Genomic DNA, 23,386 nt, shown 5'->3' with positions numbered 1-23,386 from the left:
GGGCGCCGGAGACTTTCAATCGATTCGAGCTTTCCGATGCCATTCCTTTGGCGGTAGACTTCCGTTAAGCGCGGAACAGACCCTTCAGGAGAAGCACAATGAGCGAACGTCTCGAAGACATTGCCGCCGCGATCGTGGCCGGTGGCAAGGGCCTGCTGGCTGCCGACGAAAGCTCCGGCACCATCAAGAAACGCTTCGATGTCATCGGCGTCGAATCGACTGCGGACAGCCGCCGCGACTATCGTGAGATGATGTTCCGCGCCTCCGACGCGATGACGAAATACATCTCCGGCGTCATTCTCTATGACGAGACCATCCGCCAGAAGGCCGCCGACGGCACGCCGCTGGTCGACATCATCAAATCGGCCGGTGCCATTCCCGGCATCAAGGTCGACGCCGGCGCCAAGCCTCTGGCCGGCTTTCCCGGCGATACCATCACCGAGGGTCTGGACGGCCTGCGCGAGCGCCTTGCCGACTACCACAAGCTCGGCGCCCGCTTCGCCAAATGGCGCGCGGTGATCGACATCGATACAACCAAGGGCGTGCCTTCGGCCACCTCGATCGGTTCCAACGCCCACGCGCTTGCCCGCTACGCCGCACTTTGCCAGGAAGCCGGCATCGTGCCGATCGTCGAGCCTGAAGTGCTGATGGACGGCGCGCACGACATCGACACTTGTTATGAGGTGTCGAAGGCGACGCTGACGAAACTCTATGACGAGCTTTACGCGGCGCGCGTCGTCCTCGAAGGCACGATCCTGAAGCCCAACATGGTGTTGGCCGGCAAGAAATCGGGCAAGGTGAGCAGCCCGCAAGAAGTCGCGGAGAAGACCATAAAACTGTTTCGCGAGACCGTACCGGCGGCGGTGCCGGGCATCGCCTTCCTCTCCGGCGGCCAGGAAGACGAGGAAGCGACCGCCAATCTCAACGCCATCAACGCCATCGGGCCACATCCCTGGAAGCTGACCTTTTCCTATGGCCGCGCGCTGCAGGCCGCGCCGCAGAAAGCATGGAGCGGCAAGGCCTCGAATGTCGCCGCCGGCCAGGCCGCCTTCACCCATCGCGCCCACATGAATTACCTGGCCGCGCTCGGAAAATGGGAGGCGAGCCTCGAACAGGCCGCCTGACCGCAGGTCTTCTTCCGTCTCTCCTCAAACCCGGGCCGATGCGTCCGGGTTTTTGTTTGTGGCTTGTTCGGGCTTGGGATGCAGCGTCATCCTTATTTCCCATTGGCGCTGAGCATGATCCCGAAAGGGGGAATCCGGTTTTCTCGGACAAACGGGAGCCCGTTTGTCCAGAGATCACGCTCAAACAAACAGTGGCGATGTCGGTTTGTGCCCTTCCCAAACGTCCTTGGGATGACAGACAGGGAGAGGCTCATGCATCGCAACAAAGTGGTTTCGCGCGAAGACTGGTACCAGGCGCACAAGGCGCATCTGGCGCGTGAGAAGGAACTGACGCGACTTCGCGAACGCATCGCGGCTGAACGGCGTGAACTGCCCTGGCTGAAGATCAGGAAGGACTATGTTTTCGAGACCGGGCAAGGGCCAAGGAAACTGGCCGACCTGTTTGGCGTCAATAGCCAGCTGATCGTCTATCACTTCATGTTCGGACCGGGGTGCACGCATCATTGCGAGGGTTGTTCGTTCCTTGCAGACCATATCGACGGCGCAAACCAGCATCTGAGGCACCACGACGTGTCGCTGATTGTGGTCTCGCGCGCGCCGCTGGCTGAGCTTTTGCCCTACAAGCAACGCATGGGCTGGAAGTTCGACTGGGTGTCGTCCTACGCCTCGGATTTCAACTTCGATATGCAGGTCTCCTTCACCGACAAGCAGATCGCCGCCGGTGACACCACGTACAATTTCGAGACCCGTCCGCGGACGTCAAAGGAACTTCCCGGCACCAGTGTTTTCTACCGAGATGAAAATGGCGACATCTTCCTCACCTTCATGTCGCGCGCCCGCGGCGGCGAGGCGTTGATCGGCACCTATGATTACCTCGACATGACACCGAAGGGCCGCAACGAAACTGGCCCCTACAACGGCCTGATGGACTGGGTGCGGCTGCACGACGAATATCAGGACAGGCTGGTAGCGCCGCCAAGTTGCTGCGATTGAAGAGCGTTCATCTTCGGCAAAACATGCGCTAAAGCTGCCGCAGATCATTCCACGGTATTGCCATGCGCTTCCCGGCCCTTCTCACCTGGCTCGCCTTCCCGATCTACGTCTGGCAAGGCCTCGGCGTGCGCCGCCGCACCACGCGCATGTTGCCTGCGCAGGGGCCGGTCATGCACGATCTCGCCGGCAAGGCGCCGGCGATCTCGCTTCTGGTGCTTGGTGATTCCTCGGCCGCCTCGGTCGGCATCGGCAATTCCGAGGACGGACTTGCCGCGCAACTCGCCGTGCTGATTTCGCAGCGCACCGGCCGCGCCGTGCGCTGGCGGGCGGCCGGCTTCAATTCGGCGACATCGGGCCAGATCCGCGACCATGTCCTGCCCAATCTGTCGGCGGATCCGTGGACGCATATCGTGCTGGCCATCGGCACCAACGACACCAAGAATTTTCATTCGGTGCCGCGCTTCAAGAAGGAGTTCGGCGGCCTGCTCTACGCGCTGCGTGCGAAATGGCCGGAAGCGCGCGTGGTCTGGTCGCCGGTACTGGAATTCACCCGCGCACCGGCCATGCCCTCGCTGCTCGGCAAGATCCTCGAGATCCGCGCCACCGAGATGAACCGCATGGGCGAACGCCTTTGCCTTGAACGCGGCGCGGTGCCGGCGACCCGCCTGCCGATCACCAACCCTGAAGCCGGTTTTGCTTCCGACGGTTTTCATGCCTCGGAGGCTGGCTACCGGGCCTGGGCGGAACATCTGGTCGGCCTGGTGCTGGGCGAGCAACGCCCGGTGTAGCGGCAACCGGCAACACCCGTCGCCACCTCGCTACGCCCAATGCCCCAGAACAGCGGTTATCGAAATCGCCGCCATCGCCAGCAGCGCGAGCTTCCAGAAGTCACTGCGCCGTTTCAGCCCCGGCCAGCCGAGCGGCTTGATCAGCTGGATGACCATGATGCCAACAATCACGAGCGCGAGGAGTTTCGACATGCCGCCTTTGACCAGCAACGCGGCCGGCTGTCAAAACCTGCTTCCAAAACGCAGGTCGCAGCCAGAAGCTCCATGTCTCCGCAGGGACTGACCCCGGTCGCCTACGGTCCGTGCTCGGGGGCGCAGGCTCGCGCATCGCGCAGGTCATAGATCCTGACTGTCGGCGCGACGTAGCCATAGTCGCCATATGGTTTCGAAAATTGCGCTGCCATATGACCATCGAGGCAGCGGAACATGCCGGCAAGCTCATATATTCTCGGGTCTTGCTCGCTCAGCCCCCCGCCACGCAGGTATCGCTGAAATTTCAGCGACACGAGGTAGTCGACTGACGAAAGATTGCGATAGTCCCTGGTTTCTGGAGCCGGTTCTCCCATTGGAAAATCCACCACAAAGCGCGTGATGCCTTGCCGTTCAAGAAAGCGCATCGCCGCAAAGCGGGTATCGGTTTCCCGGTCCAGGTTCGCGACATAGGCCATGCCGGCATGCGCGCTCGCAATAATGGCGACGAGCCCAAGCGCGGTGGCGATCAGCCGGTTTCGGGGTGCAATCGACCTGGAGCAGGCGATACCGGCCGCCAGCAGCAGATAGACCACCACCGGCAAGATGTAACGCATCAAGCCGACCAGCTTGAGCGGCGAGAGCTCGAGCAGGAAGAGCCAAAGCAAAGCCGCACCCGCGTAAGTGGCGACATATCTGTTGCGGTCGGCGATGATGGCGACGGCGATTGTCCCAAGGGCGATAGCCACGGTCGGGCCGGTGAGGCTGGGAATCAGATGGTAGCGGAAATGCGTGAGCCCGTAGCCCTCCCAGAACCATTCCTTGAGATCGTGGCCCGTTTCAGCGTGTTTCAGTTCCGAGCCAAGGCCTTTGATGACGGTTGAAAGTCCGCTTCCGGTCTCGGTCAACAGCGACACGCCGAATATCGCGACCACCGTCAGCGCGTCCGTAGCGGCAACGATGATGCCCTGTCTGATGTTGAGCCTGCAGTAGACTATCGCCACGATGAAAAGAACGAGGCTGTTGCCGGCGCCCGCATATTTCGCCGTAACGGCAAGCCCGAGCGCAAATCCGAAATAGACGAGATTGACCGCGGTGACCTGCTCCTTCAACCGCACCAGTGCATGCAGCCCGACACAGATGGCGAAGACCAGGACAGCGTCTTCCTTGAAATAATGCGCATGAACCGCGATGGCTGGCGACGTCGCGAAAACACAGGCCCATAGGAAGGCGTTGATACCGTCTGCGTAGCGTCGCAAGATGACATGGAAGAGGACGCTTGCCGCGACGCAGGCCAAGGCACTGACACTCCGGCCGGCCAGCAAGTAGTTGTGTTCGTTCGACGCCCCGGAAAGCCATCCGGCAAAGCGGGCCAATACGATCATCAACGGCGGATGCGCGTAATTGTCGTGCTGCCCCGCGGCAAACGCCACTTTGAGCGACTCGTCCGGCTGGATCCCGAACGGGAAGTCGATGTTGTAGAAGGCGAGCGATGCCGAGATCGTTGCCAGCACCAGGATAGCCGGCACTTGGGAATCGGCCCGCTTCGCCAGACCGACCCAGCCGGCCGGCTTGATCGGCTGGCCGACGATCATGGCCTGACAACGGACGCAAGGAGCTTCGACATGCCGTCTTTTTGACCAGCATCACGGCCGGCTGTCAAAGCGCTCCCCGCGCTCGTCCCCGAGAGACGTATTATCTTAGCGGCTTCAGCCCTGCCTCGATCGAGGCGCGTTTCGGTTCGAGGAACGGCGGCAAGGCAAGGCTTTCGCCCAATGTTTCAAGCGGCTCGTCGGCGGTGAACCCCGGCCCGTCGGTGGCGATCTCGAAAAGGATGCCGTTCGGCTCGCGGAAATAGAGCGAGCGGAAGTAGTAACGCTCGACCTCGCCGCTCGACGGCAGATGGAACTCGGCCAGACGGGCGGTCCATTGATGCAGCGTCTCCTGGTCTGGCGCCCTGAAGGCAACGTGATGAACCGCGCCCGCGCCTTGTCTTGCGGGCGCCAGCCCAGGCTGCACGGCGACATGAAGCTCCGCCGCCGGCCCGCCCTCGCCCATTTCGAAGACATGGACGTGGCCCTCGCCGTCCGGTGAGGCATAGTCGCGGACCTTGCGCATGTTCATCACCCTTGTCAGCACCGCTTCGGTGTTGGTGATGTCGGGAACACTGATGACGATCGGCCCAAGCCCGCGGATCTGGTGTTCGACCGGCACCGGGCTTTGCGCCCAGGCATGGCTGTCGCCGTTGCCGCCATCGCTGACCAGCCGCAGGCGCTGGCCTTCGGGGTCCTCGAAATCCAGCGACGGATAGCCGCCAATATCGGCAATCTCTCCGGTCACGACGTTTTCACCGGTGAGGTGCTGCTTCCACCAGGCAAGGCTCTCCCGGCTGCCGACCCGGAGGCTGGTCCGCGCGATGCTGTGCGTCCCGCGCCGCTCAGGGCCAACCGGCCAGTCGAAGAAGGTGAGGTCGGTGCCCGGTGTCGCTTCGCCATCGGCATAGAAGAGATGGTAGGCCGAGGTATCGTCCTGGTTCACCGTCTTCTTGACCAGCCGCAGGCCCAGCACCTTCGTATAGAAGTGAAGATTACCTGGCGCATTGGCGGTGATGGCGGTCAGATGATGGATTCCTGTCAGTTGCAGGCTCATGGTCGTCTCCCTGTTTCTGGGGAAGAATTTTCTCCCTTCATATCAGAACCGCGGCCAAGGCGCTGAAGGCCATATATCCTGACGGTCCGTCGCCGGGCGATGAACAATAGCGACCGAACCGTTCTTCTAGCGGTGAACGATCGGCTGCCTGCGCAGCCTGCCGAGAGCACGGTGTGATGTTTCAAGATCGATGCTTTCCCAGCGAAACGCGCCGGTCTCAACTGTCGCCGCGCGCCCTGCCATCCTCCTGACAGACTGCTGTCAGGAGGGGTATGCGATAGTGCCTCCAGTCATAGAGAGGAGAATAGCCATGAACGGTTTTACCATTCTGCGCGGCATGCAGCAGTATGTCGGCAAGATACGCACGATGCGCAATGAGATCCGCACCCAGCGGTTCATGAACTCGCTACCGGCGGACATTCGCAAGGATATCGGCTGGCCGGACATGTATGCCGACCGTCGCCCTCGCGGCAATTGAGACGAATTCTTCGACACAGCGGTTGGATGTGGGCGCGCCAACGCCCAGATATGAAAACAAGGTCCGGCGCGCGTGGGATGGAGCGAGCTTATGTCCGAGCAGAAGACAATCGGCTTTCTTTTCATCGAAGGCTTTGCCGACTGGGAGTATGGGCTGTTGGCGGCATCGGCGGTCGAGTGGTTCGGTGCCCGCGCCGTGTCGCTGACGCCGGACGGCAAGCCGGTGACAGGGATCAGCGGTTTTCGGCTGGTGCCTGACCGCTCGGCCGGCGCCGATGAGAATGCCGATCTCGACGCCGTCGCCGTCATTGGCTCCGACCAGTGGTTTGGCAAGGCGCCACCGGATGTCGCCGAACTGCTCCAATCCGTTGCGTCGCGCGGCAGCGTCGTTGGCGGCATCTGCGCTGGGACGCTGGCGCTGGCCCGGGCCGGCGTGTTCGAAAAGGTCAGGCACACCAGCAATGGCCGCGACTGGATCAACCGTCACGAAGCCGGCTATGCCGGCGACCGCAACTATCAGGACGTGCCGCATGCGGTGGCCGACGGCACGGTCGTTTCCGCGCCGGGTTCGGCGCCCGGCACCTTCGCTCTTGCCTTTCTGAAGACGCTCTATCCCGGAAGAGGCAGCGATCTCGCGCAGATGCGGACGCTGTTTGCCAAGGAATATGCTGAAGGCTCCTGACAGAATGCTGTCAGGAGCCGCGTGCGATGGTGCAGATCACTGCACATCGGCTGTGGAGTTGACGATCGATGAAAAGCTGGAATGACAGGCTGAACACGCCTGGTATCAATGGCGTCAAGCCGACACCACGCACGATGGGAGACGTCATCGAGGGCCAGCCGATGCTGGTCCCGACGCCGCGACAGGTCGACGATTTCATCCGCTCGATTCCCGAAGGCGTCGAGATGGACGTCCGTGCACTGCGCACGGCACTTGCCGTCGAGCATGGCGCCGAAGTGACATGCCCGGTCACAACAGGCTATCATTTGCGCACTGTCGCTGAAGCGGCCATTGAGGATCTCGAGCGCGGCATGGCGTTGAGCGACATAGCACCCTTCTGGCGCGTGCTCGACGCGAAGACGCCGACAACGAGGAAATTGTCCTTCGGCGCGGAATTCGTCGCCGCGCAGCGCAAGCGCGAAGGACTGAAACCATAGTGCATGCCGCCCAGGAACGGGCACCGCTTTTGGGGCCACGACATGCATAGAAACAACACTGAGGAACCATACGATGCGCCGCGCCGACAGGCTCTTTCAGATAGTGCAGCATCTGCGTGGTGGCCGTCTGGTCACCGCCCAGAAGCTCGGCACGTGGCTCGAGGTTTCCGAGCGAACCATCTACCGCGACATCGCCGACCTGCAGTCGACCGGGGTGCCGATCGACGGCGAGGCCGGCGTTGGCTACATGATGAGGGAGGGTTTCGACCTTCCGCCGCTGATGTTCACGCGTGATGAGATCGTAGCGCTGGTTGCCGGCGCCCGCATGGTGCGCGCCTTTGGCGGCGCTGCCATGGCGCGTGCCGCCGACGAGGCGCTGGTCAAGATCGGCGCCGTGCTGCCCGACGCCGAAAAGGACCGCATCGCCCGCACCGAGATCCACACGCCGATGTGGGTGGTCAGCGACGCCGCCCGCGAAGCGATTGACCTGATCGAGCGCGCGGTCGAGAAGCGGCAGGTGCTGACCATCGACTACTCGGACGAGGCCGGGCGCGGCACCGCGCGTGATATCCGCCCGCTCGGCCTGTGGTTCTGGGGCAAGGTGTGGACGCTGGTCGCCTGGTGCGAGATGCGCGACGATTTTCGCGCCTTCCGCATCGATCGCATCGCCTCGGTGGTCATCGCCGGCCGCATCTTCAAGCCGGAGCGCGGCAAGCAGCTTGCCGACTTCTACCGGGCCGTGGAGCGTAGCGAGGACTACGGCATGGCGCCGGATCGCGCGGCGCGAACCTGAGACTGCCGGACCGCACAAAAAAGCCCGCTCGAAGCGGGCTTTTTTCTTGCGTGGTCAAAAGACCTCACTGGTCGTCGTCGTTGTCTGTATTCTTCGACTTCAGGGCCGAGAGCTTGGCGAAGACGGCGTTGGCATCCAGTTCGGCATCCTCATCCTTCGGCTTCTCGGGAGCCGGCACCAGCCGCTCGGTCAAGGCCGCCGGCAGCAGCGTATCGCCGACGGGCTGCGCCTGCTCGCGGCCGCGCGAAGCACGGTTGACTTCCATGTCGAGGTCGATCTGCGAGGAAAGGCCCAAGGTTACCGGATCCATCGGCTGCAGATTGGCCGAGTTCCAGTGCTTGCGCTCGCGGATCTGCTCGATCGTCGACTTGGTGGTGCCGACCAGACGCGAGATCTGCGCGTCCTTGAGCTCGGGATGGTTGCGCACCAGCCACAGGATTGCGTTCGGCCGGTCCTGGCGCTTCGACAGCGGCGTGTAGCGCGGCCCCTTGCGCTTGGACTCCGGCACCCGCACCTTGGGATCCGAAAGCTTCAGGCGCTGGTTCGGGTCCTTTTCGGCACGCGCGATTTCGTCGCGGGTCAACTGGCCGGTCATGATCGGATCCATGCCCTTGATGCCTTGCGCCGATTCGCCGTCGGCGATCGCCTTGACCTCGAGCGGATGCAGCCCGCAGAACTGTGCGATCTGCTCGAAGGAGAGCGCGGTGTTGTCGACCAGCCAGACGGCGGTCGCCTTGGGCATCAGCAGCGTATTGGCCATTCAAAAATCCTTCTCGTTCGCCCGCGTTCCCGCGCGGGCGGTGGTTTAGAGCCACCAAAATGGGAAATTCGCGGCCTGTATAACCGCTCTCGGGTCGTTTCGCAATGTTTTTGGAAGCAATCGGCCAGAAGCCGGGGACCCTGCGGCTATCGAAACGGCTCCCCGCTCCTTGGCAGCCAGACAAGCTGGCCATGCTGGCGGGTGTCTGTCTGGCGAAAATCCGACCGAGATAGGCACGCCCGGTCTTGATGGCGGCGTCGGCGGCAACCGATCCCTCGCCTGCCGAGATTTCTTGCGGGAAACTGAGGCCAACCGGCCCCAAAAGACAAAACCCGCCGGACAGGGTCCAGCGGGCTCGGAACCGGCGACGGCAAAACCGCCTGCTTCGGCTCTTGCTTCTACAGCATGGTCCGGTTCTTGGAACGGACCATGCTCAACATCAGATGGCCCTGCGGGCGATCTTTTCGATGTCGGCGCGGTTGATGCCGAGGTCGCTGAGCTGACGTGCATTGAGGCGGTTCAGTTCGCGCACGGTCTCGGTGTACATGCGCCAGTTACGGAAAGCGCGGATCGGGTTCATGATAGTCCTCCAAGGATTGTTCGTTTCGATGATGCACAAATAGTGATCATCGATCGGGACTTGAATGACCGATTTTGCATAGCAATGATGCAAATGCTGCATTGCACCATTAAGCTCTTGTTCAGCTTTTAGGCAGGGACGCGCACGCCCAGGACGTCTCGAGATTCAGGTCAGGCCGAGTCGAAAATGGTGGCTTCCGAGAACCGGAGCGGAGCGTCCTTAAGTACGTGAGCACCGGAAGCGCAGGGCGCCGTCATTAGCAGGCCGGCATCACCTGGATATCGATACGGCCTAACCGACATCGAGCACGATCTTGCCGATATGCTCGCCTTCCTCCATCCGCTCATGAGCCCGCCAGGCCTCGCTGAGCGGGAGGATCATATCCATGACCGGAGCCACCTTGCGCGTGCCGAGCAGCGGCCACACTTGCGCCTCCAGCGCGGCCGCGATCGCCGCCTTGAACTCGACCGTGCGCGGCCTCAGCGTCGACCCGGTGTGGGTAAGCCGCTTGACCATGATCTTCGAAAAGTCGGCGCTGGCCACCGCGCCGCCTTGCACGGCGATCTGGACGATGCGGCCTTCTATCGCCGCGGCCTCGTAGTTTCGCGCCACATAGTCGCCCCCGACCATATCGAGGATGACATTGGCGCCCTTGCCGTCGGTTGCCTCCTTCACCGCGGCAACGAAATCCTCTTCGCGATAATTGATCGCCCGGGCGGCGCCGAGCTTCAGGCAGGCGTCGCACTTTTCCTTGCTGCCGGCAGTGGTGATGACATAGGCACCGAAGGCCGAGGCAAGCTGGATCGCCGTGGTGCCGATGCCGGACGAGCCGCCATGGACGAGCAGCGTCTCGCCGCTCTTCAGGCCGCCCCGCTCGAACACATTGTGCCAGACCGTGAAGTAGTTTTCCGGCACCGCCGCCGCTTCGGTATGGGTAAAGCCGGCGGGCAACGGCAGCACGCTGCCGGCATGAACCTTGACATATTCGGCATAGCCGCCGCCCGGCGTCAGCGCGCAGACGCGGTCGCCGATGCGCCAGCGCGATATGTCGTCGCCAAGGGCGGCCACTTCGCCCGACACCTCGAGGCCCGGCAGGTCCGACGCACCGGGCGGCGGCGGATAGGCGCCCTTGCGCTGCTGCACGTCGGGCCGGTTGACGCCGGCCGCATGCACCTTGATCAGGATCTCGCCGGGTCCCGGCTGCGGCACGTCACGCGTTTCCGGTTTCAGCACCCGGGGACCACCGGGTTCCGAGATCGCTATGGCCGTCATCCTTGCCGGAATTCTCTGTCCGCTCGCCATGAAGTTTCCCGTCTTTCCTCGCCGTTCCGATCGGCTGTTTGCATCGACGCCCCTGCCCTATGTATGCTCATTGGCAAATCAGGCAAATGGCCAATCCGGTTTAGCGGAGGGAGGAGCGACGATGGCGATCTTCGACGACGAACCCAAGAAGAAGGCCCGCCCGCACGAGATCGGGCAGGACCTGTCGCTGCTTTCGGTCGGTGAATTGACCGAGCGGATCGGCATCCTGCGCGACGAGATCGTCCGGCTGGAAAGCGAACTCAGGGCCAAGGACAACACCAAATCGGCCGCCGAGGCCCTGTTCCGCCGCGGATAGACGGGTGGGCCGGAGAGCTCGCCGCCGAAAAGCCCGAATGCGACTGTCTTCAGACCCACCGCCCCGCCAAACTCGAGCCGGATCAAAAAATGTTCGCAACCTACAGACCGATCCTCTCGCTGCTTCGCGGCACCGCCTTCCTGCTCGCGGCGTCTGGATTACACGGGCTGCTGTTGCCGCTGCGGGGTCAACTGGAAGGCTTCTCGACCGCATCGCTCGGCCTGATGGGCACGGCCTGGGCCGGCGGCTTCGTAACCGGCTGTTTCTTCGCCCCGCGCATCGTGCGCCGAGCCGGCCATGTGCGCGCCTTCGGCGCCTTTGCCGCGTCGGGCGCCATCGTGGCGCTGCTGACCGGGCTGATCATTGATGAATATGTCTGGATCCTGCTGCGCGCTTTCACTGGCTTCACCATGGCCGGCGCCTTCATGGTCATCGAAAGCTGGCTCAACGAGAAGGCCACCAACGAGAACCGCGGCACCGTCTTCGGCCTCTACATGATGGTCACCTACGCTTCGATCATGGGCGGGCAGATGATCGTCGCCGGAGGCGACGTGAAATCGGCATCACTGTTCATGATCACCGGCATCCTGTTTTGCCTGTCGCTCATTCCGACCGCGGTCTCGACCGCCTCGCACCCCAAGCCGCTGCAGGATGTCTCGCTCGACGTCAGGGGGCTCTATGCGAACTCGCCGGTGTCGGCGGTCGCTTGCGTGTTGATCGGCATCGCCAACGGCGCCTGGGGCACGCTGGGCGCCGTCTATGGCGCCCGCATCGGTATTTCCACCGCCGAGATCGCCTTGATGATGAGCCTGGTGGTCGTTGCCGGTGCGGCCATGCAGCTTCCGGCCGGACGTCTCTCCGACAAGACCGATCGGCGTTTCGTGCTGGCCGGCGCGGCCTTCGGCGCGGCCTTTTTTGCGCTGGCGATCTTCCTTTTCGAGCCACGCTCGGGCATTTTTGTCATCGTCTTCACCGCCGCCTACGGCGCGTTCGCCTACACGCTCTATTCGATCGCGGTGGCGCACGCCAACGACCACGCCCGATCAGAGGATTTCGTCAAGGTATCGGGCGGCCTGCTGCTGCTCTATGGCTTCGGCACGATGATCGGCCCCTTGCTGGCCGCGGCCCTGATGGGCTGGATGCGCCCGGAAGGCCTGTTCCTGGCGACCGCCTTCGCGCATCTTTGCCTGGCGGGTTATACACTGCTGCGCATCAGCCGCCGTGCCCCGGTGCCGGTCGGAGATCGCGACGCGTTCACCACGCAACCAGCCGATCGCTCGGTGACACCGGAAGCATTGCGGCTTGACCCGCGAAGAAAAGCAGAAGCAGACGGTTGAGATTCGAAAAGCTTTGCCTCACAAATGAGGCATGATCTTTTCCGACGCCTTCATGGCGATTGCCGACCCCCACCGGCGCCATCTTCTGGAAGAACTTCGGCGCGGCCCTAAAACCGTCAACGAATTGGCCGCCGGGCTGCCGGTCTCGCGTCCAGCCGTGTCGCAGCATCTGAAAGTGCTGCTCAATGCCGGCCTGGTCAACGCCAGGCCGGAAGGAACAAGGCGCGTCTATGCGGTCAGCAACGCCGGCTTCCTCAAACTCAACATCTGGCTCGATCAGTTCTGGGAAGCCTGACTGAAGCAGCACACGATCAGGCTTCGGCACCCAGGAACGCGCCGAGCGCGTCGAGCAGCTCACCCGTGCCATGTTCGCGCGTGGCGGAAATATCATGGCCGTCGAGGAAGGCGCCCTGTTCCGTCATGACGAGCCGTGTGCCATTGCCCTCGGCAACAAGTTCGATCGTTGTCAGCGACACCGAGACGCGGGTTTCTCCGAACAGCAGCTCGTAGCTGTAGACGATGCGCTGGTCGGGCACGATGTCCTGATAGACCGCGTTGAAATAATGCATCTGTCCGTCGCTCGGGCAGCCGGCATTGACCTCCTTGCCGCCGACGCGGAAGTCCATTTCATGCCGGCTGGGTGTCGGGTCGTGAGGATCGACGAACCAGCGCCGCTTTGCGGCCGGATTGCTGAGCGCGAAGAAGACCCTCGACGGCGCCGCCGGGTAGAGGCGCTCGACGACGAAGGTGGAATGGACGACGGAACGTTTGGTCATGATCGCCTCCTTCAAGTCTCATCCTTGGTTTCGGCGAGAAACTCGCCCAGCCGGTCCAGCCGGCGCTCCCAGGCGCGACGCCGCTCATTGATCCAGTGTTCCGCCGCTTTCAACGCCGTGGGTTCGATCTGGCAGGTGCGCACCCTGCCAAGCTTCTGTGTGCGGACAAGGCCGCTCGCCTCCAACAGGTTCAGATGCTGAACGACGGCCGACAGCGACATCGCCAGCGGCTCGGCCAGCTGGCTGACCGAAGCAGGACCTCGCGACAGCCGGTCGACCATCTGTCGCCGTGCCGGATCGGCGAGCGCCTGGAACATCAGGTCGAGCTGGGCAGGATCATGCAGCATCGCGATCAGCCATTGTTGTAGGGAAAAAGCTTGAAGTAGGGCTGCGCTTCCTCGATCACGCGCGCGAAGGCGGGCCGCTGCACGAGGCGGTCATGATAACGTTTCACGGCGGGATATCTGTCTCCGAACGGCTCGACCTTGTTGGCGTAGAACAGCGCGGGAGACGCCGCGCAATCGGCCATGGTGAAGACCTCGCCCATCGCCCAGCTCTTCGACCGCATGTCCTCTTCGATGATGGCGTAGGAATTGCGCAGCTGGGCGCGAGCCTGCTCGACGCCGAATGGGTCGGTCTTGCCTTCCGGGCGCAACCGGTCGCCGACGATCTTCTGCATCGGCTCCTGGACATAGAAATCATGGAAGCGATCAGCCTGGCGGACTGCCAGCGCCAGATCGGTGTCGGCGGGAACGAGTTCGACCGGCCCCGGATAGTGCGCGGCCAGATATTCGACGACGATGGTTGATTCCAGCACCGTGCGGTGGCGCGCATCGTCGCGCAGCGCCGGCATCTTGCCGCTCGGCGAAATCTTCAGGAAGGCCGCGCGCGACTCGGCATTGCCGAGATCGACGATGACCGGTGTGAACGGTATGCCGTTCTCGTAGAGCGCGATGAGCGGCTTCCAGCAGAAGGAGGCCAGCGGATGGAAATGAAGCGTCAGGGACATTTTTTCTCGCCTGTTTCAAGGGTCGTCGGTGGCGGGTGCCTTGCCATCTGCCAAGGGTTAAACACTGAAGCATTTACTTAACTATTGCGGCGAGCCTTGCTCGTCAAGACCCCACCCATCCCGCCTTAGCTGGCTCGGGTGTGGGCGACGATTGCCGCCGATATCACCGTCCAGTCTTCCGGATGCAGTTCGTGGCCGCCGCCTTCGATGCGGACAATTTTCGCGCCGGACACCCCCTCGGCCAGCGCCTCGCCATGCTCGACCGGAAAGATCGGATCCGCCGTGCCGTGGATGACCAACAGCGGCGCCGTCATCTCGCGCAGGCGGCCCTTCCAAGCGTCGCCGCCCTTGAGCATGAAATGATTGGTCGCGCTCTCGAAGCCGCCGGAGCGGTCGTAGTCCTGCTCGACGAAGGCTCTCATCCGCGCCTCGTCGAACGGATGCGCGGTGCTTGCGATCGCCCGCGCGTCCTTGACGATGAAATCGACCACCTGGTCGCGGTTCGACCAGTCGACCTTCACTCCCTCGGTGGAGTGCTCGATATAGGCCGCGGTCGTGCCGGGCAGAAGCGACGTGTCCATCCCCATTGGCGAACTGCTGATCACCGTCAGCGAGATGACGCGCGAGGGGTGTTTCAACGCCACCAGCTGGGCGATCATCCCGCCCGCGGACATACCGACCACATGCGCGCTCTGGAGACCATGGCTGTCGAGAACACGCATCGCATCGTCCGCCATGTCGTCGAACGTGTAGGGCGGCTTTCCCGGCGGATATTTGGTCGAGCGGCCGGTGTCGCGATTGTCATAGCGGATCACGAACAGGCCAGCGTCGGCGAGCTTCCGGCACAGCGCCTCCGGCCACCACAGCATCGAGGCCATCGCGCCCATGATCAGCAGCAGCGGTGGATTTGCCGGATCGCCAAAGGCCTCGGAGATGATTTCGGGGCGTTCGATCGTCGTCATGGCGGCGCTGTCTCCTCTCCTGCAATACCGATTGCATTTTGCAATCGGTTGCACAATAGTCAGACCGATACGATAATGCAACCGGTTTTGTGGAGAAAATTTGAATGAGCCTCGATCACCGGTCCGGCTGCCCGATCAATCTGTCGCTCGAAGTGTTCGGCGATCGCTGGAGCCTGATCATCCTTCGCGACATGATTTTCGGCGGCAAACGCCATTTTCGCGAGCTGCTCAACGGATCGATGGAAGGCATTGCCTCCAACATCCTCGCCGACCGGCTGAAGCGGCTGATGGAACTCGGCATGCTGACCAAGGCCGACGATCCCAGCCACAAGCAGAAGGCGATCTACAGCCTGACCGAGATGGCCATCACGCTGGTGCCGATCCTCGCCCATCTCGGTGCCTGGGGCCGCGTCTGGTTGCCGACTAGCGAGGAACTTTCGATCCGCGCCGAACTGCTGGAAAAGGGCGGGCCGCCGATGTGGGACAAGTTCATGGACGAGTTGCGCCATGAGCATCTCGGCATGCCGCTCGATACGCCGGCGGACGCCACCGTGCGCGCGACCTTGCAGGCCGCCTACGAGGCCGTGGTCGCCAGCAAGGCCCTCGGGGCCAGCACGGCCGCTTGACCAACTTATTTTCCCGTTTGGAGCCCGGCTCTGCTAGAAGAAGCGGAAAATCACAATTCACGGGATTGGATAAGGTCTTGGTTGAGAACTCTCGGGATGCTGCCCGCGCGCGCGCCGACTTGCGCTTCAAGAAGCAGGAAGAGGCGGCGACCGTCCGCCAGAAGGCCATGGCCGAATACGTCGCCGAGAGCGACGCCCGCCAGGCCAAGACCAACAAGCTGCGGGCGCTCCGGCTCGCCAAGGAAGCGGAAGACCTTGCCAACCCGCCTGCCGCACCGGCCAAGAAGCCGGCACGCGCCAAGAAGAAATAGCGCGACCGGCCGGTACCATCGGCTGCCTGTCTGGAACCATGCAAACGGCAACGCCAAGTCCGGATGGTGTCGGTAAAGGACACGATCCAGGCCATGCCGCCGCTTTCCATTCCACCTCATCGCGCGAAGCAATTTCAACCGAAACCGGGATTTCGCCCTTGCCGGTCGACGGTCAATGATTGACGCGCTTTCAACCAGGAGACTGCCATGACCGCACTGCCGCTCGAAAAAGCCGTCCAGATCATCGATGCCGCCTTCGCCAGGGGCGCCGATCTCAAGCTCAAGCCGCTCGGCGTCTCGGTGCTTGACGCCGGCGGCCATCTGGTCGCCTTCCAGCGCCAAGACGGCGCCTCGTTCCTGCGCCCGCAGATGTCGGCAGGCAAGGCCTATGGCGCGCTGGCCATCGGCATGGGTTCGCGCCGGGTCGAGGCCTTCGCCAAGGAGCGTCCGCATCTCGTCGCCGGCATCTCCGACGTGTCGGGTGGACGCGTGCTGCCGGTGGTCGGCGGCGTGCTGATCCGCGACAAGGCCGGCACCATCATCGGTGCCGTCGGCATTTCCGGCGACACGTCGGACAATGATGAAGACGCCGCCATCGCCGGCATCGAGGCCGCCGGCTTCACCGCCGATCCAGGCTGAGACGCCGGAGCCTCGGCTCTAATTGACGTTGATGTCCCTGCTCGCCGACCGCATCGACACCGCGAAGCCGGCCAGCACATCGAACAGCGCGATGACCATCAGCGTGAAGAAGACGGAATGGGCCGCGCCCTTCACCAGCAGGAACTCGACCAGGAAGGCGACGAAGACCAGCGTCGATAGAAGATGGTCCATGATCGAGGCGCTGGTCGTGCGCACCGACTTCACCATTTCGACGAACAGGAAGATCAGCCCGATCAGAACGATCAGGTCGCCCAGCGTCATCGTGAACACACCGCCCGACATCATGCTGAATGAGAAGATTTCGCTCGCCCACGGATCGTCACCGCTGCCGAATATCCCCAGCAGGCCGAGATTGTAGAGCACGAAAGGCACGATAAGCAGCGGGACGGCACCGAACATCTGGCGTCTCCATGTGGGGCAATCCTTTGTAGAATGCGCCACAGGCACGCCGTCAAGATTTTTCGGCTGGAGCGTCGAACACGGTCGAAGACCGCATGCAACAACCGTGTCAGCCGGCTGCCCTGCCGACACGGTTGCAGCTCGACACTTGAATGGATCGGGGCGCTGGCCCTTCACCGCCAAAGAAAAGCGGGCTTCAACCGCAAAGGCCTGGAAGGTGCCGGCGATGACCCCGAGCCGTGAGACGCAGGCTATCGGCACCGCCAAACGCAAAAAGACCGGCCACTGGCCGGTCTTCGCTAACTCAGGACTTCAAAAAAAGCTGCTCTCAGCTTTCCTTGGGCGTCAGCACCTGGCGACCGCGATACATGCCGGTCTTCAGGTCAATGTGATGCGGACGGCGCATTTCGCCGGAATTCTTGTCCTCGACATAGGTCGGGGCCTTGAGGGCGTCGGCCGAGCGGCGCATGCCGCGCTTGGACGGAGAGGTTTTGCGTTTCGGAACGGCCATGGATATGCTCCACTACATGGTCAAAAGCCCCGCCCGCCCTCGTGAAAGGGCCATGTCGGGGCCTAAATCTGAGAAAGTCGGGTGCCTATACACGCCCTGTGCCGTTTTGGCCAGCACTGCCTTGAATTTTTTTGAGCTGGCTACTGCAGACAGCCGACATAGGCGCCCGAGCGGCCGGCGCGCCGCTCGATCAAATTGGCGAGCCGTCTCAGGCCCGGCCCGGGCTTGGCCGGATTGCGGGCGATCGGATTTGGCAAGGTGACGGCGAGCAGTGCCGCCTGCCTTCGCGACAGCTGTTTTGCCGAAATGCCGAAATGGTGCTGTGCCGCCGCCTCGATGCCATAGATGCCCGGCCCCCACTCGGCGATGTTGAGATAGATTTCCATGATGCGCCGTTTCGACATCACCGCGTCGAAATAGATGGCCAGCGGCAGTTCGACAATCTTGCGCACCGAGCCCAGCGGCCGCGACCAGAGATAGAGGTTCTTCACCGTCTGCATGGTGATGGTCGAGGCGCCGCGCGTCGCCTCGCCAGCCAGCGCGTCGTCGACGACGCCCCTCAACTCGCCGAGATCGACGCCACGGTGAAAGCAGAATTGCCCGTCCTCCGACATGATGACTGAATGCGCCAGCACCGGCGCGACATCATCGATCGAAACCCAGCGGCGGTCATAGCCGGAGAACGTCGCCAGGTCCTTCAGCATCAGCGTCGATATCGGATGCACGAACGATGGCAGATAGAGGAACGTCAGCACCATAGGTATAAGCGCCAGCACCGCGGCCACGACGATGCCACGCCGGACCCAGCGTTTGAGACCGCGACGGTTCACGCCTCTCGATCTCGTCGCCATGTCCAGCTTTTCGGTTTCATGATCGACGATCGGTTCCGCCAAGCCGCCCAACCCGTGCTTCTCCCTGCTCCGGCATAATGGCGCTTGGCTTCTTGCGCAACGTCTGAGTGTCGGCTACCGGTCCCGACCATGACGAATGACGACGAAATAGCGTTCGAAATGGCGCTTATTGCACGGGCAGCCGCCGTCGAGGCGCTGCTGCGGCGGCTGCTCGACGACCGCGCGCTTTCGGGCGAGATCGCGCGGCCCGACCGTCTGATGGCGGCGATGCGTCACGGCGTGCTGAACGGCGGCAAGCGCCTGCGCCCTTTCCTGGTCATGGAAAGTGCGGCACTTTTTTCCGCCGATGGCGAGGCAGCGCTGCGCGTCGCGGCGGCACTTGAATGCGTGCATTGCTATTCGCTGATCCACGATGATCTGCCCGCCATGGACGACGACGATTTGCGCCGTGGCCAGCCGACCGTGCACAGGGCGTTCGACGAGGCAACCGCAATCCTGGCCGGCGACGCCTTGCTGACGCTGGCCTTCGACATCATCGCCGGCGAGGCGACCGTGTTGCCGGCGGAGCGGCGGGCCGCCCTTGTGCTGGCGCTGGCTCGCGCGGCCGGCGCCGGCGGCATGGTCGGCGGCCAGACGCTCGATCTCGAAGCTGAACAGGCGCCGCCGGACGAGACCGGCATCATCCGGCTGCAAGCGATGAAGACCGGCGCGCTGATCCGCTTTGCCTGCGAGGCCGGCGCGCTCATTGCCGGCGCTGCCGCCGAGGATCGTGAGCGGCTGGCCGAATTCGGCTCCGCGATCGGCCTCGCCTTCCAGCTCGCCGACGACCTGCTCGACTTGACCGCGGATGCCAGCCAGATGGGCAAGGCGACCGGCAAGGACGCCGCCGCCGGCAAGGCGACGCTGGTGGCGCTGCACGGTGCGGCCTGGGCGCGCGGTCAGCTTAACGGCCTCGTCGAACAGGCCCATGAATTGCTCGAGCCTTACGGCGACAGTGCCCTGCTTCTGAAGGAAGCGGCGAAATTCGTGGCTGCGCGTAACAGCTGACCGCGAGAGGCGCCGGACATTGCGTCACCTCGGCACCGATTTGCCTCAGGAGTGGGCGGCTGGAATAGCCGCATCGGCCGTGACCTCCGCCGGCGCCTCGACCACTCCGGTAATATCGGGCGAAGGCACGGCAAGTGGGATTGGCGCGGTGTTTGTCGGGCCATCCGCCCATATCGAACGACATTCGTCCGCGGTCAAAATGCCCTGCGTGTCGAGCATCCGCTGAATCCTGGCGATCATCTCGTCGGCATTGAAAGGCCGTCGCTTCAGCTCACCCGACCGACTGGGCAACCCATACCGGTTCACCATCGACTTGATCTGCTCGTCATTCCCTTTGCCGGCGACATTGGTCAGATGCAACGCGGACCCTTGCGTCCCGCTCCACGGCACCTCGGACCAGCGTTTCCTGGTCTTGACGTAGTCGCTGCCCGCGCGCCGGCCCATCCAGAACAGCCATACATCGTCAGCCTGGGGACAAAGCTGCATAAAGGCTTCGTCGTCCAGCACATCGGGAGAAAGCGAGCCCGGACCATAAAGCACGCCTCCGACGCCGGTTGGAAAAAGCAGTGACCCCTTGCCTGCTGCTTCGTAGCCCCATTTGTCATAGGGCTCCATCTGACCACCTTCGTCGAATTTGACGGAGTGGGCGCGATGGCAAACGATGGTGCCCTTGCCGGCAAGCTCGACAAGTTCCTCGAGCCACCTGGAAGAATAATAAACATCGTCATCCGCCGTGACGATATAGGAATTGGGAAAAGCCAGGAGCGCCGGTATGATTTTCTTGTATGACCGGATGTTCTTGCAAAATCGGATTTCCAGTCCCTCATCCCTGAGATCGATAACGGACGCCGGCAGCAGCCTGTAATCCTCCGCGGTGACCCAAAGAATGGTCCTGTCGGCGGAGACGGTCTGCGAAAGCAGGCATCGAAGCGTAAGCGCCAGGCTGGCAAAACGGGGCGGGTATGAGGTCAGGGAAATGATCAATCCCTCCTGCAATCCGCTTGGCCGGCCCTTCCGCCTGAAAAGCCACCTCAGGGAAATCGACTGCTTGGCTATATAGCCTTTGAGGTGAAGTGACGCATACCGGGCATATGCGTCGAGCCTCCACCCGATTCCATGCCGTATCGTGGCAATGAAACGGGCCAGCGCGCCGAAGGGCGCTCCCCGAAACCATGGGTCCGGTGATTGTCGAAACAGGACATAGATCGCGCAAGGGATCGATATAGAAGCGACGATGAGGACAATCTCGTTCGACATAGCAAAGTCGGGCAAGACGCCGGCTCTCCTGGCGGCATCAAGCCAAATCTCTCGATCAGCCATATGTTTTCCACTACCCCAATCGCCAGCAGCGAACTTGCACGTTGTGCGAGTCGCCGCGACTCCAATCGCCCCGTCATTAGTCGCGACTAAAACAGAGATTGCTGCAGCGCACAATGTTGCACTGCAAAATATTTCATGCCGCCTTCCGGCTTCGCACAGGAGGGCATGGCGCGCCCTTGTCCGAACGCGAAAACGGCAGGCTGATGCCGGTCCGCACGAACACGTGATAGCACCACGCGCTGGCGGTCCACCATGCTTGCGAGCCTAGCTCCCTGACTGTCTGGGTGCGTCGCCTAGCACCGCGTCGCGAGGGGCTTCCGTCAGCGCGTCTAGGCGTCCGCCAGTTCCGTCCATAAGTCGCCGAAACCGAGAGGACACCTACAAATTTCCCCGACCATGCCGAACGATTCCACGCACCCTCCCACGCCAAGTACAACACAGCCATGCGAAGTCCCCCCGTCTGCCGATCAATTCGGCCTCATGTTCTATGGAGTACATCAATGACCAACCAGACAGAAACCGCCCAGAATGGCGTCAACGTCGCAGCCTTGCTTGGCGCTCGCGAGGCGTTGAAAGAAACCCCAGAAGCCGCCCGCTTCAAATGGCGCGCGACCAGCGAATGGGTCAAGGGAACCCACAACCGAGCCACCGTCGACGGTTTTTTTGGCTTGGGCGAAGAACACCAGCATCGCCAAACCTACAAATTTGACTCTGATCACCCGGAGGTCTTTGCATCCGAGGACAAAGGCGCGACGCCCGTCGAGTTTGTGCTGGTCGGCCTGGCAGGTTGCCTGACTGCGGGCATCGCAGCGGTGGCGCAGAACCGCAACATCCAGCTCCACTCAGTCAAGGCGACGCTCGAGGCCGGCATGGATCTCCAAGGTATCCTCGGCATTGACCCGGAAGTGCGCAATGGATTCGAGGGCATCAAGGTGCACTACGACATCAAGGCGGATGCCACCGCTGAGGATATCGCCGCACTCGTGGCGCAGTCGCAGAAGCGTTCGGCCGTTTTCGACGTCATCTCCAATCCGACCGACGTCACGGTCACCACGAGCAAATCGTGATGACACCCCGCGCATTGCGCGGGGTGGCCAGCACCGTTGACGTGGTCGTCATCGGTGCCGGGCATTCCGGCCTGGCGATGAGCCATTTTCTCGGCCAGCGCTCGCTCAAGCACGTGGTTCTTGAGCGTGGTGAGGTCGCGAACACCTGGCGCACAGAGCGCTGGGATTCCATGAGACTGCTCACGCCCAACTGGATGACGCGACTTCCCGGCTACGGCTACCAAGGCGGCGACCCTAACGGCTACATGAGTGTCGGCGAGGTCGGTGATTTCATCTCCGCTTATGCCACCTATACGTCAGCTCCCGTTGTGACGCGCACTACGGTTACCGGCGTCGTACCAGTCCGCGATGGCTACCTGGTAGCGACGCCACGCGGCGACTGGCTGTGCCGCGCCGTCGTGCTCGCGACAGGTGCCTTCAATAAACCCACCGTGCCGCGCCTGGCATCGGCTATGCCTGCCAGCGTCGAACAGCTCTCGGCTCACACCTACCGCAATCCGGAGCAACTCGCTCGGGCCGGGGTATTGGTCGTGGGCGGGTCAGCCACGGGCGTGCAACTTGCGGAGGAGATCCAGCGAAGCGGGCGGCCCGTTACGATCGCGGTGGGAGAGCACGTGCGTTTGCCGCGCGTCTATCGAGACCGCGATATCCAGTGGTGGATGCTTGCGTCGGGAGTATTGGACCAGCGCATCGAGGAGGTAGACGAGCCCGACCGTGCCCGTAGGGTACCATCCCCGCAGCTTGTTGGCACGCCCCAGCACGCTACGCTCGACCTCAATGTCCTGCAAGGACAGGGGGTTAAGGTGGTGGGTCGCCTTATGGGCATCCGCGACTCCAAGGCACAATTCTCCGGATCGCTGCGCAACGTTTGCGCGCTCGCCGACCTGAAGATGAACCGGCTGCTCGCCTGGATCGACCAATGGGCCGAGCGGAACACGCTGTCTGACTTAGGTCCCATTGAACGCTACGCGCCCACTTCCGTTGGCGAGGCGCCACAGTTGGAGCTTCAACTCGGCAAGGACGTTCGCACGGTGATATGGGCCACCGGCTTTCGGCCGGATTTTTCATGGTTGGACTTGCCCGTCTTCGATCGCAAGGGCGACCTAAAGCATGATCGCGGTGTCGTTGACGCTCCTGGGGTGTATGTGCTGGGGCTGCCATACCTACGTCGCCGGAAATCGAGTTTCATTCACGGCGCTGAGGACGACGTACGCGAGCTCAGCGCCCATATCGCCGGCTACCTCGACAGGTCGATGAGCCAAACAAAGTCGAGTCTTCGCGCGATGGCAGTCTAGGGCGGCTTTGGAGGACGCTTCAACATTGCTGCCCATGGTGATTGCCGGTGGCGAGAGGGACGCCATCGGCTCCAAACCATACAGGG

At 62.6% G+C, this 23,386-nt stretch carries 29 protein-coding genes and 1 pseudogene; 16 read left to right on the top strand and 14 right to left on the bottom strand.

Annotation, left to right across the window (positions count from 1 at the left end; translation table 11 throughout):
• Positions 1-98 precede the first annotated feature (98 nt).
• The 3 genes from AC56QQ_RS05760 (at position 99) to AC56QQ_RS05750 (ending at position 2,905) form a co-directional block, all read left to right on the top strand.
• On the top strand, positions 99-1,124 hold the full coding sequence (locus AC56QQ_RS05760; protein WP_497125883.1) for a class I fructose-bisphosphate aldolase: 1,026 nt from the start codon (positions 99-101) through the stop codon (positions 1,122-1,124).
• A gap of 252 nt (positions 1,125-1,376) precedes the next feature.
• Complete coding sequence (locus AC56QQ_RS05755) at positions 1,377-2,117, top strand: DUF899 domain-containing protein (protein ID WP_489858152.1); 741 nt, start codon at positions 1,377-1,379, stop codon at positions 2,115-2,117.
• A 62-nt stretch (positions 2,118-2,179) separates the two neighbouring features.
• Entirely contained in the window at positions 2,180-2,905 is a 726-nt protein-coding gene (locus AC56QQ_RS05750) for an SGNH/GDSL hydrolase family protein (protein ID WP_497125882.1), read from the top strand.
• Positions 2,906-2,935: 30 nt separating this feature from the next.
• On the opposite strand, the gene AC56QQ_RS05745 is transcribed toward AC56QQ_RS05750, so the two are convergent.
• From AC56QQ_RS05745 to AC56QQ_RS05735, 3 genes are all read right to left on the bottom strand, one after another.
• On the bottom strand, positions 2,936-3,115 hold the full coding sequence (locus tag AC56QQ_RS05745) for a hypothetical protein (protein ID WP_032906964.1): 180 nt from the start codon (positions 3,113-3,115) through the stop codon (positions 2,936-2,938).
• 83 nt (positions 3,116-3,198) lie between these two features.
• Positions 3,199-4,689 carry an ArnT family glycosyltransferase gene (locus tag AC56QQ_RS05740; RefSeq protein WP_497125881.1) on the bottom strand — a complete coding sequence of 497 codons (1,491 nt, stop codon included), beginning with the start codon at positions 4,687-4,689 and terminating at the stop codon, positions 3,199-3,201.
• A gap of 100 nt (positions 4,690-4,789) precedes the next feature.
• The gene (locus tag AC56QQ_RS05735) at positions 4,790-5,743 is read right to left on the bottom strand and encodes a ring-cleaving dioxygenase (protein WP_497125880.1); all 954 of its coding nucleotides are present in this window, start codon (positions 5,741-5,743) and stop codon (positions 4,790-4,792) included.
• 310 nt (positions 5,744-6,053) lie between these two features.
• On the opposite strand from AC56QQ_RS05735, the gene AC56QQ_RS05730 reads away from it, so the two are divergent.
• The 4 genes from AC56QQ_RS05730 to AC56QQ_RS05715 all read left to right on the top strand — a co-directional run bounded on the left by AC56QQ_RS05730 (position 6,054) and on the right by AC56QQ_RS05715 (position 8,171).
• On the top strand, positions 6,054-6,221 hold the full coding sequence (locus AC56QQ_RS05730) for a hypothetical protein (protein WP_497125879.1): 168 nt from the start codon (positions 6,054-6,056) through the stop codon (positions 6,219-6,221).
• A gap of 90 nt (positions 6,222-6,311) precedes the next feature.
• Entirely contained in the window at positions 6,312-6,902 is a 591-nt protein-coding gene (locus AC56QQ_RS05725; protein ID WP_497125878.1) for a DJ-1/PfpI family protein, read from the top strand.
• A 68-nt stretch (positions 6,903-6,970) separates the two neighbouring features.
• Complete coding sequence (locus AC56QQ_RS05720; protein WP_489858157.1) at positions 6,971-7,378, top strand: hypothetical protein; 408 nt, start codon at positions 6,971-6,973, stop codon at positions 7,376-7,378.
• A 73-nt stretch (positions 7,379-7,451) separates the two neighbouring features.
• Positions 7,452-8,171 carry a helix-turn-helix transcriptional regulator gene (locus AC56QQ_RS05715; RefSeq protein ID WP_091578656.1) on the top strand — a complete coding sequence of 240 codons (720 nt, stop codon included), beginning with the start codon at positions 7,452-7,454 and terminating at the stop codon, positions 8,169-8,171.
• Positions 8,172-8,235: 64 nt separating this feature from the next.
• Here AC56QQ_RS05715 and AC56QQ_RS05710 read toward each other — a convergent pair whose 3' ends face one another.
• The 3 genes from AC56QQ_RS05710 to AC56QQ_RS05700 form a co-directional block, all read right to left on the bottom strand.
• Positions 8,236-8,931, bottom strand: coding sequence for a DUF1013 domain-containing protein (locus tag AC56QQ_RS05710; RefSeq protein WP_091578658.1), 696 nt, complete (start codon positions 8,929-8,931; stop codon positions 8,236-8,238).
• Between the two features lie 439 nt (positions 8,932-9,370).
• Positions 9,371-9,511 (bottom strand): DUF1127 domain-containing protein, encoded by a 141-nt coding sequence (locus tag AC56QQ_RS05705; protein ID WP_013529236.1) that lies wholly within the window; start codon positions 9,509-9,511, stop codon positions 9,371-9,373.
• A 291-nt stretch (positions 9,512-9,802) separates the two neighbouring features.
• Positions 9,803-10,813 carry an NAD(P)H-quinone oxidoreductase gene (locus tag AC56QQ_RS05700; RefSeq protein ID WP_497125877.1) on the bottom strand — a complete coding sequence of 337 codons (1,011 nt, stop codon included), beginning with the start codon at positions 10,811-10,813 and terminating at the stop codon, positions 9,803-9,805.
• Positions 10,814-10,934: 121 nt separating this feature from the next.
• Here AC56QQ_RS05700 and AC56QQ_RS05695 point away from each other — a divergent pair, with 121 nt between their 5' ends.
• The 3 genes and pseudogenes from AC56QQ_RS05695 (at position 10,935) to AC56QQ_RS05685 (ending at position 12,761) form a co-directional block, all read left to right on the top strand.
• Positions 10,935-11,129, top strand: a complete 195-nt coding sequence (locus AC56QQ_RS05695) for a DUF1192 domain-containing protein (RefSeq protein WP_497125876.1) — start codon at positions 10,935-10,937, stop codon at positions 11,127-11,129.
• A gap of 77 nt (positions 11,130-11,206) precedes the next feature.
• A pseudogene (locus AC56QQ_RS05690) lies at positions 11,207-12,466 on the top strand (MFS transporter); the annotation flags it as partial.
• Positions 12,467-12,497: 31 nt separating this feature from the next.
• A complete protein-coding gene (locus AC56QQ_RS05685) occupies positions 12,498-12,761 on the top strand; it encodes an ArsR/SmtB family transcription factor (RefSeq protein WP_497125875.1) in 264 nt (87 codons plus the stop codon).
• A 16-nt stretch (positions 12,762-12,777) separates the two neighbouring features.
• On the opposite strand, the gene AC56QQ_RS05680 is transcribed toward AC56QQ_RS05685, so the two are convergent.
• The 4 genes from AC56QQ_RS05680 to AC56QQ_RS05665 all read right to left on the bottom strand — a co-directional run bounded on the left by AC56QQ_RS05680 (position 12,778) and on the right by AC56QQ_RS05665 (position 15,213).
• Entirely contained in the window at positions 12,778-13,242 is a 465-nt protein-coding gene (locus AC56QQ_RS05680) for an SRPBCC family protein (RefSeq protein WP_489858160.1), read from the bottom strand.
• 11 nt (positions 13,243-13,253) lie between these two features.
• Positions 13,254-13,589 (bottom strand): ArsR/SmtB family transcription factor, encoded by a 336-nt coding sequence (locus AC56QQ_RS05675; RefSeq protein WP_489858161.1) that lies wholly within the window; start codon positions 13,587-13,589, stop codon positions 13,254-13,256.
• A 5-nt stretch (positions 13,590-13,594) separates the two neighbouring features.
• A complete protein-coding gene (locus AC56QQ_RS05670) occupies positions 13,595-14,251 on the bottom strand; it encodes a glutathione S-transferase family protein (protein ID WP_497125874.1) in 657 nt (218 codons plus the stop codon).
• Positions 14,252-14,376: 125 nt separating this feature from the next.
• Positions 14,377-15,213, bottom strand: coding sequence for an alpha/beta fold hydrolase (locus tag AC56QQ_RS05665; protein ID WP_497125873.1), 837 nt, complete (start codon positions 15,211-15,213; stop codon positions 14,377-14,379).
• A 104-nt stretch (positions 15,214-15,317) separates the two neighbouring features.
• On the opposite strand from AC56QQ_RS05665, the gene AC56QQ_RS05660 reads away from it, so the two are divergent.
• The 3 genes from AC56QQ_RS05660 (at position 15,318) to AC56QQ_RS05650 (ending at position 16,789) form a co-directional block, all read left to right on the top strand.
• Positions 15,318-15,839, top strand: a complete 522-nt coding sequence (locus AC56QQ_RS05660; protein WP_497125872.1) for a winged helix-turn-helix transcriptional regulator — start codon at positions 15,318-15,320, stop codon at positions 15,837-15,839.
• Between the two features lie 77 nt (positions 15,840-15,916).
• A complete protein-coding gene (locus AC56QQ_RS05655; RefSeq protein ID WP_256752658.1) occupies positions 15,917-16,150 on the top strand; it encodes a hypothetical protein in 234 nt (77 codons plus the stop codon).
• A gap of 207 nt (positions 16,151-16,357) precedes the next feature.
• Positions 16,358-16,789 carry a GlcG/HbpS family heme-binding protein gene (locus AC56QQ_RS05650; RefSeq protein ID WP_497125871.1) on the top strand — a complete coding sequence of 144 codons (432 nt, stop codon included), beginning with the start codon at positions 16,358-16,360 and terminating at the stop codon, positions 16,787-16,789.
• An 18-nt stretch (positions 16,790-16,807) separates the two neighbouring features.
• Here the strand turns inward: AC56QQ_RS05650 and AC56QQ_RS05645 are convergent, their stop codons facing one another.
• The 3 genes from AC56QQ_RS05645 to AC56QQ_RS05635 form a co-directional block, all read right to left on the bottom strand.
• Positions 16,808-17,209 carry a hypothetical protein gene (locus AC56QQ_RS05645; RefSeq protein ID WP_497125870.1) on the bottom strand — a complete coding sequence of 134 codons (402 nt, stop codon included), beginning with the start codon at positions 17,207-17,209 and terminating at the stop codon, positions 16,808-16,810.
• A 328-nt stretch (positions 17,210-17,537) separates the two neighbouring features.
• Positions 17,538-17,720, bottom strand: coding sequence for a 50S ribosomal protein L32 (gene rpmF, locus AC56QQ_RS05640; RefSeq protein ID WP_008834724.1), 183 nt, complete (start codon positions 17,718-17,720; stop codon positions 17,538-17,540).
• Between the two features lie 140 nt (positions 17,721-17,860).
• On the bottom strand, positions 17,861-18,622 hold the full coding sequence (locus tag AC56QQ_RS05635) for a transglycosylase domain-containing protein (RefSeq protein WP_489858167.1): 762 nt from the start codon (positions 18,620-18,622) through the stop codon (positions 17,861-17,863).
• Positions 18,623-18,700: 78 nt separating this feature from the next.
• Between AC56QQ_RS05635 and AC56QQ_RS05630 the strand changes: the two genes are divergently transcribed.
• Positions 18,701-19,618 (top strand): polyprenyl synthetase family protein, encoded by a 918-nt coding sequence (locus tag AC56QQ_RS05630; RefSeq protein ID WP_489858168.1) that lies wholly within the window; start codon positions 18,701-18,703, stop codon positions 19,616-19,618.
• A 45-nt stretch (positions 19,619-19,663) separates the two neighbouring features.
• Here the strand turns inward: AC56QQ_RS05630 and AC56QQ_RS05625 are convergent, their stop codons facing one another.
• Positions 19,664-21,052 carry a hypothetical protein gene (locus AC56QQ_RS05625; protein ID WP_497125869.1) on the bottom strand — a complete coding sequence of 463 codons (1,389 nt, stop codon included), beginning with the start codon at positions 21,050-21,052 and terminating at the stop codon, positions 19,664-19,666.
• 386 nt (positions 21,053-21,438) lie between these two features.
• Here AC56QQ_RS05625 and AC56QQ_RS05620 point away from each other — a divergent pair, with 386 nt between their 5' ends.
• The gene (locus AC56QQ_RS05620) at positions 21,439-22,005 is read left to right on the top strand and encodes an OsmC family protein (protein WP_489858170.1); all 567 of its coding nucleotides are present in this window, start codon (positions 21,439-21,441) and stop codon (positions 22,003-22,005) included.
• Entirely contained in the window at positions 22,005-23,300 is a 1,296-nt protein-coding gene (locus AC56QQ_RS05615) for an NAD(P)-binding domain-containing protein (protein ID WP_497125868.1), read from the top strand. Before AC56QQ_RS05620 ends, AC56QQ_RS05615 begins: the two co-directional genes overlap by 1 nt.
• The last annotated feature ends 86 nt before the right edge of the window (positions 23,301-23,386 follow it).

The organism is Mesorhizobium sp. RCAM 05099, from assembly GCF_059683685.1.
Note: the sequence above shows the minus strand (reverse complement) of the source record. Positions and strands in the feature narration are given on the sequence as shown.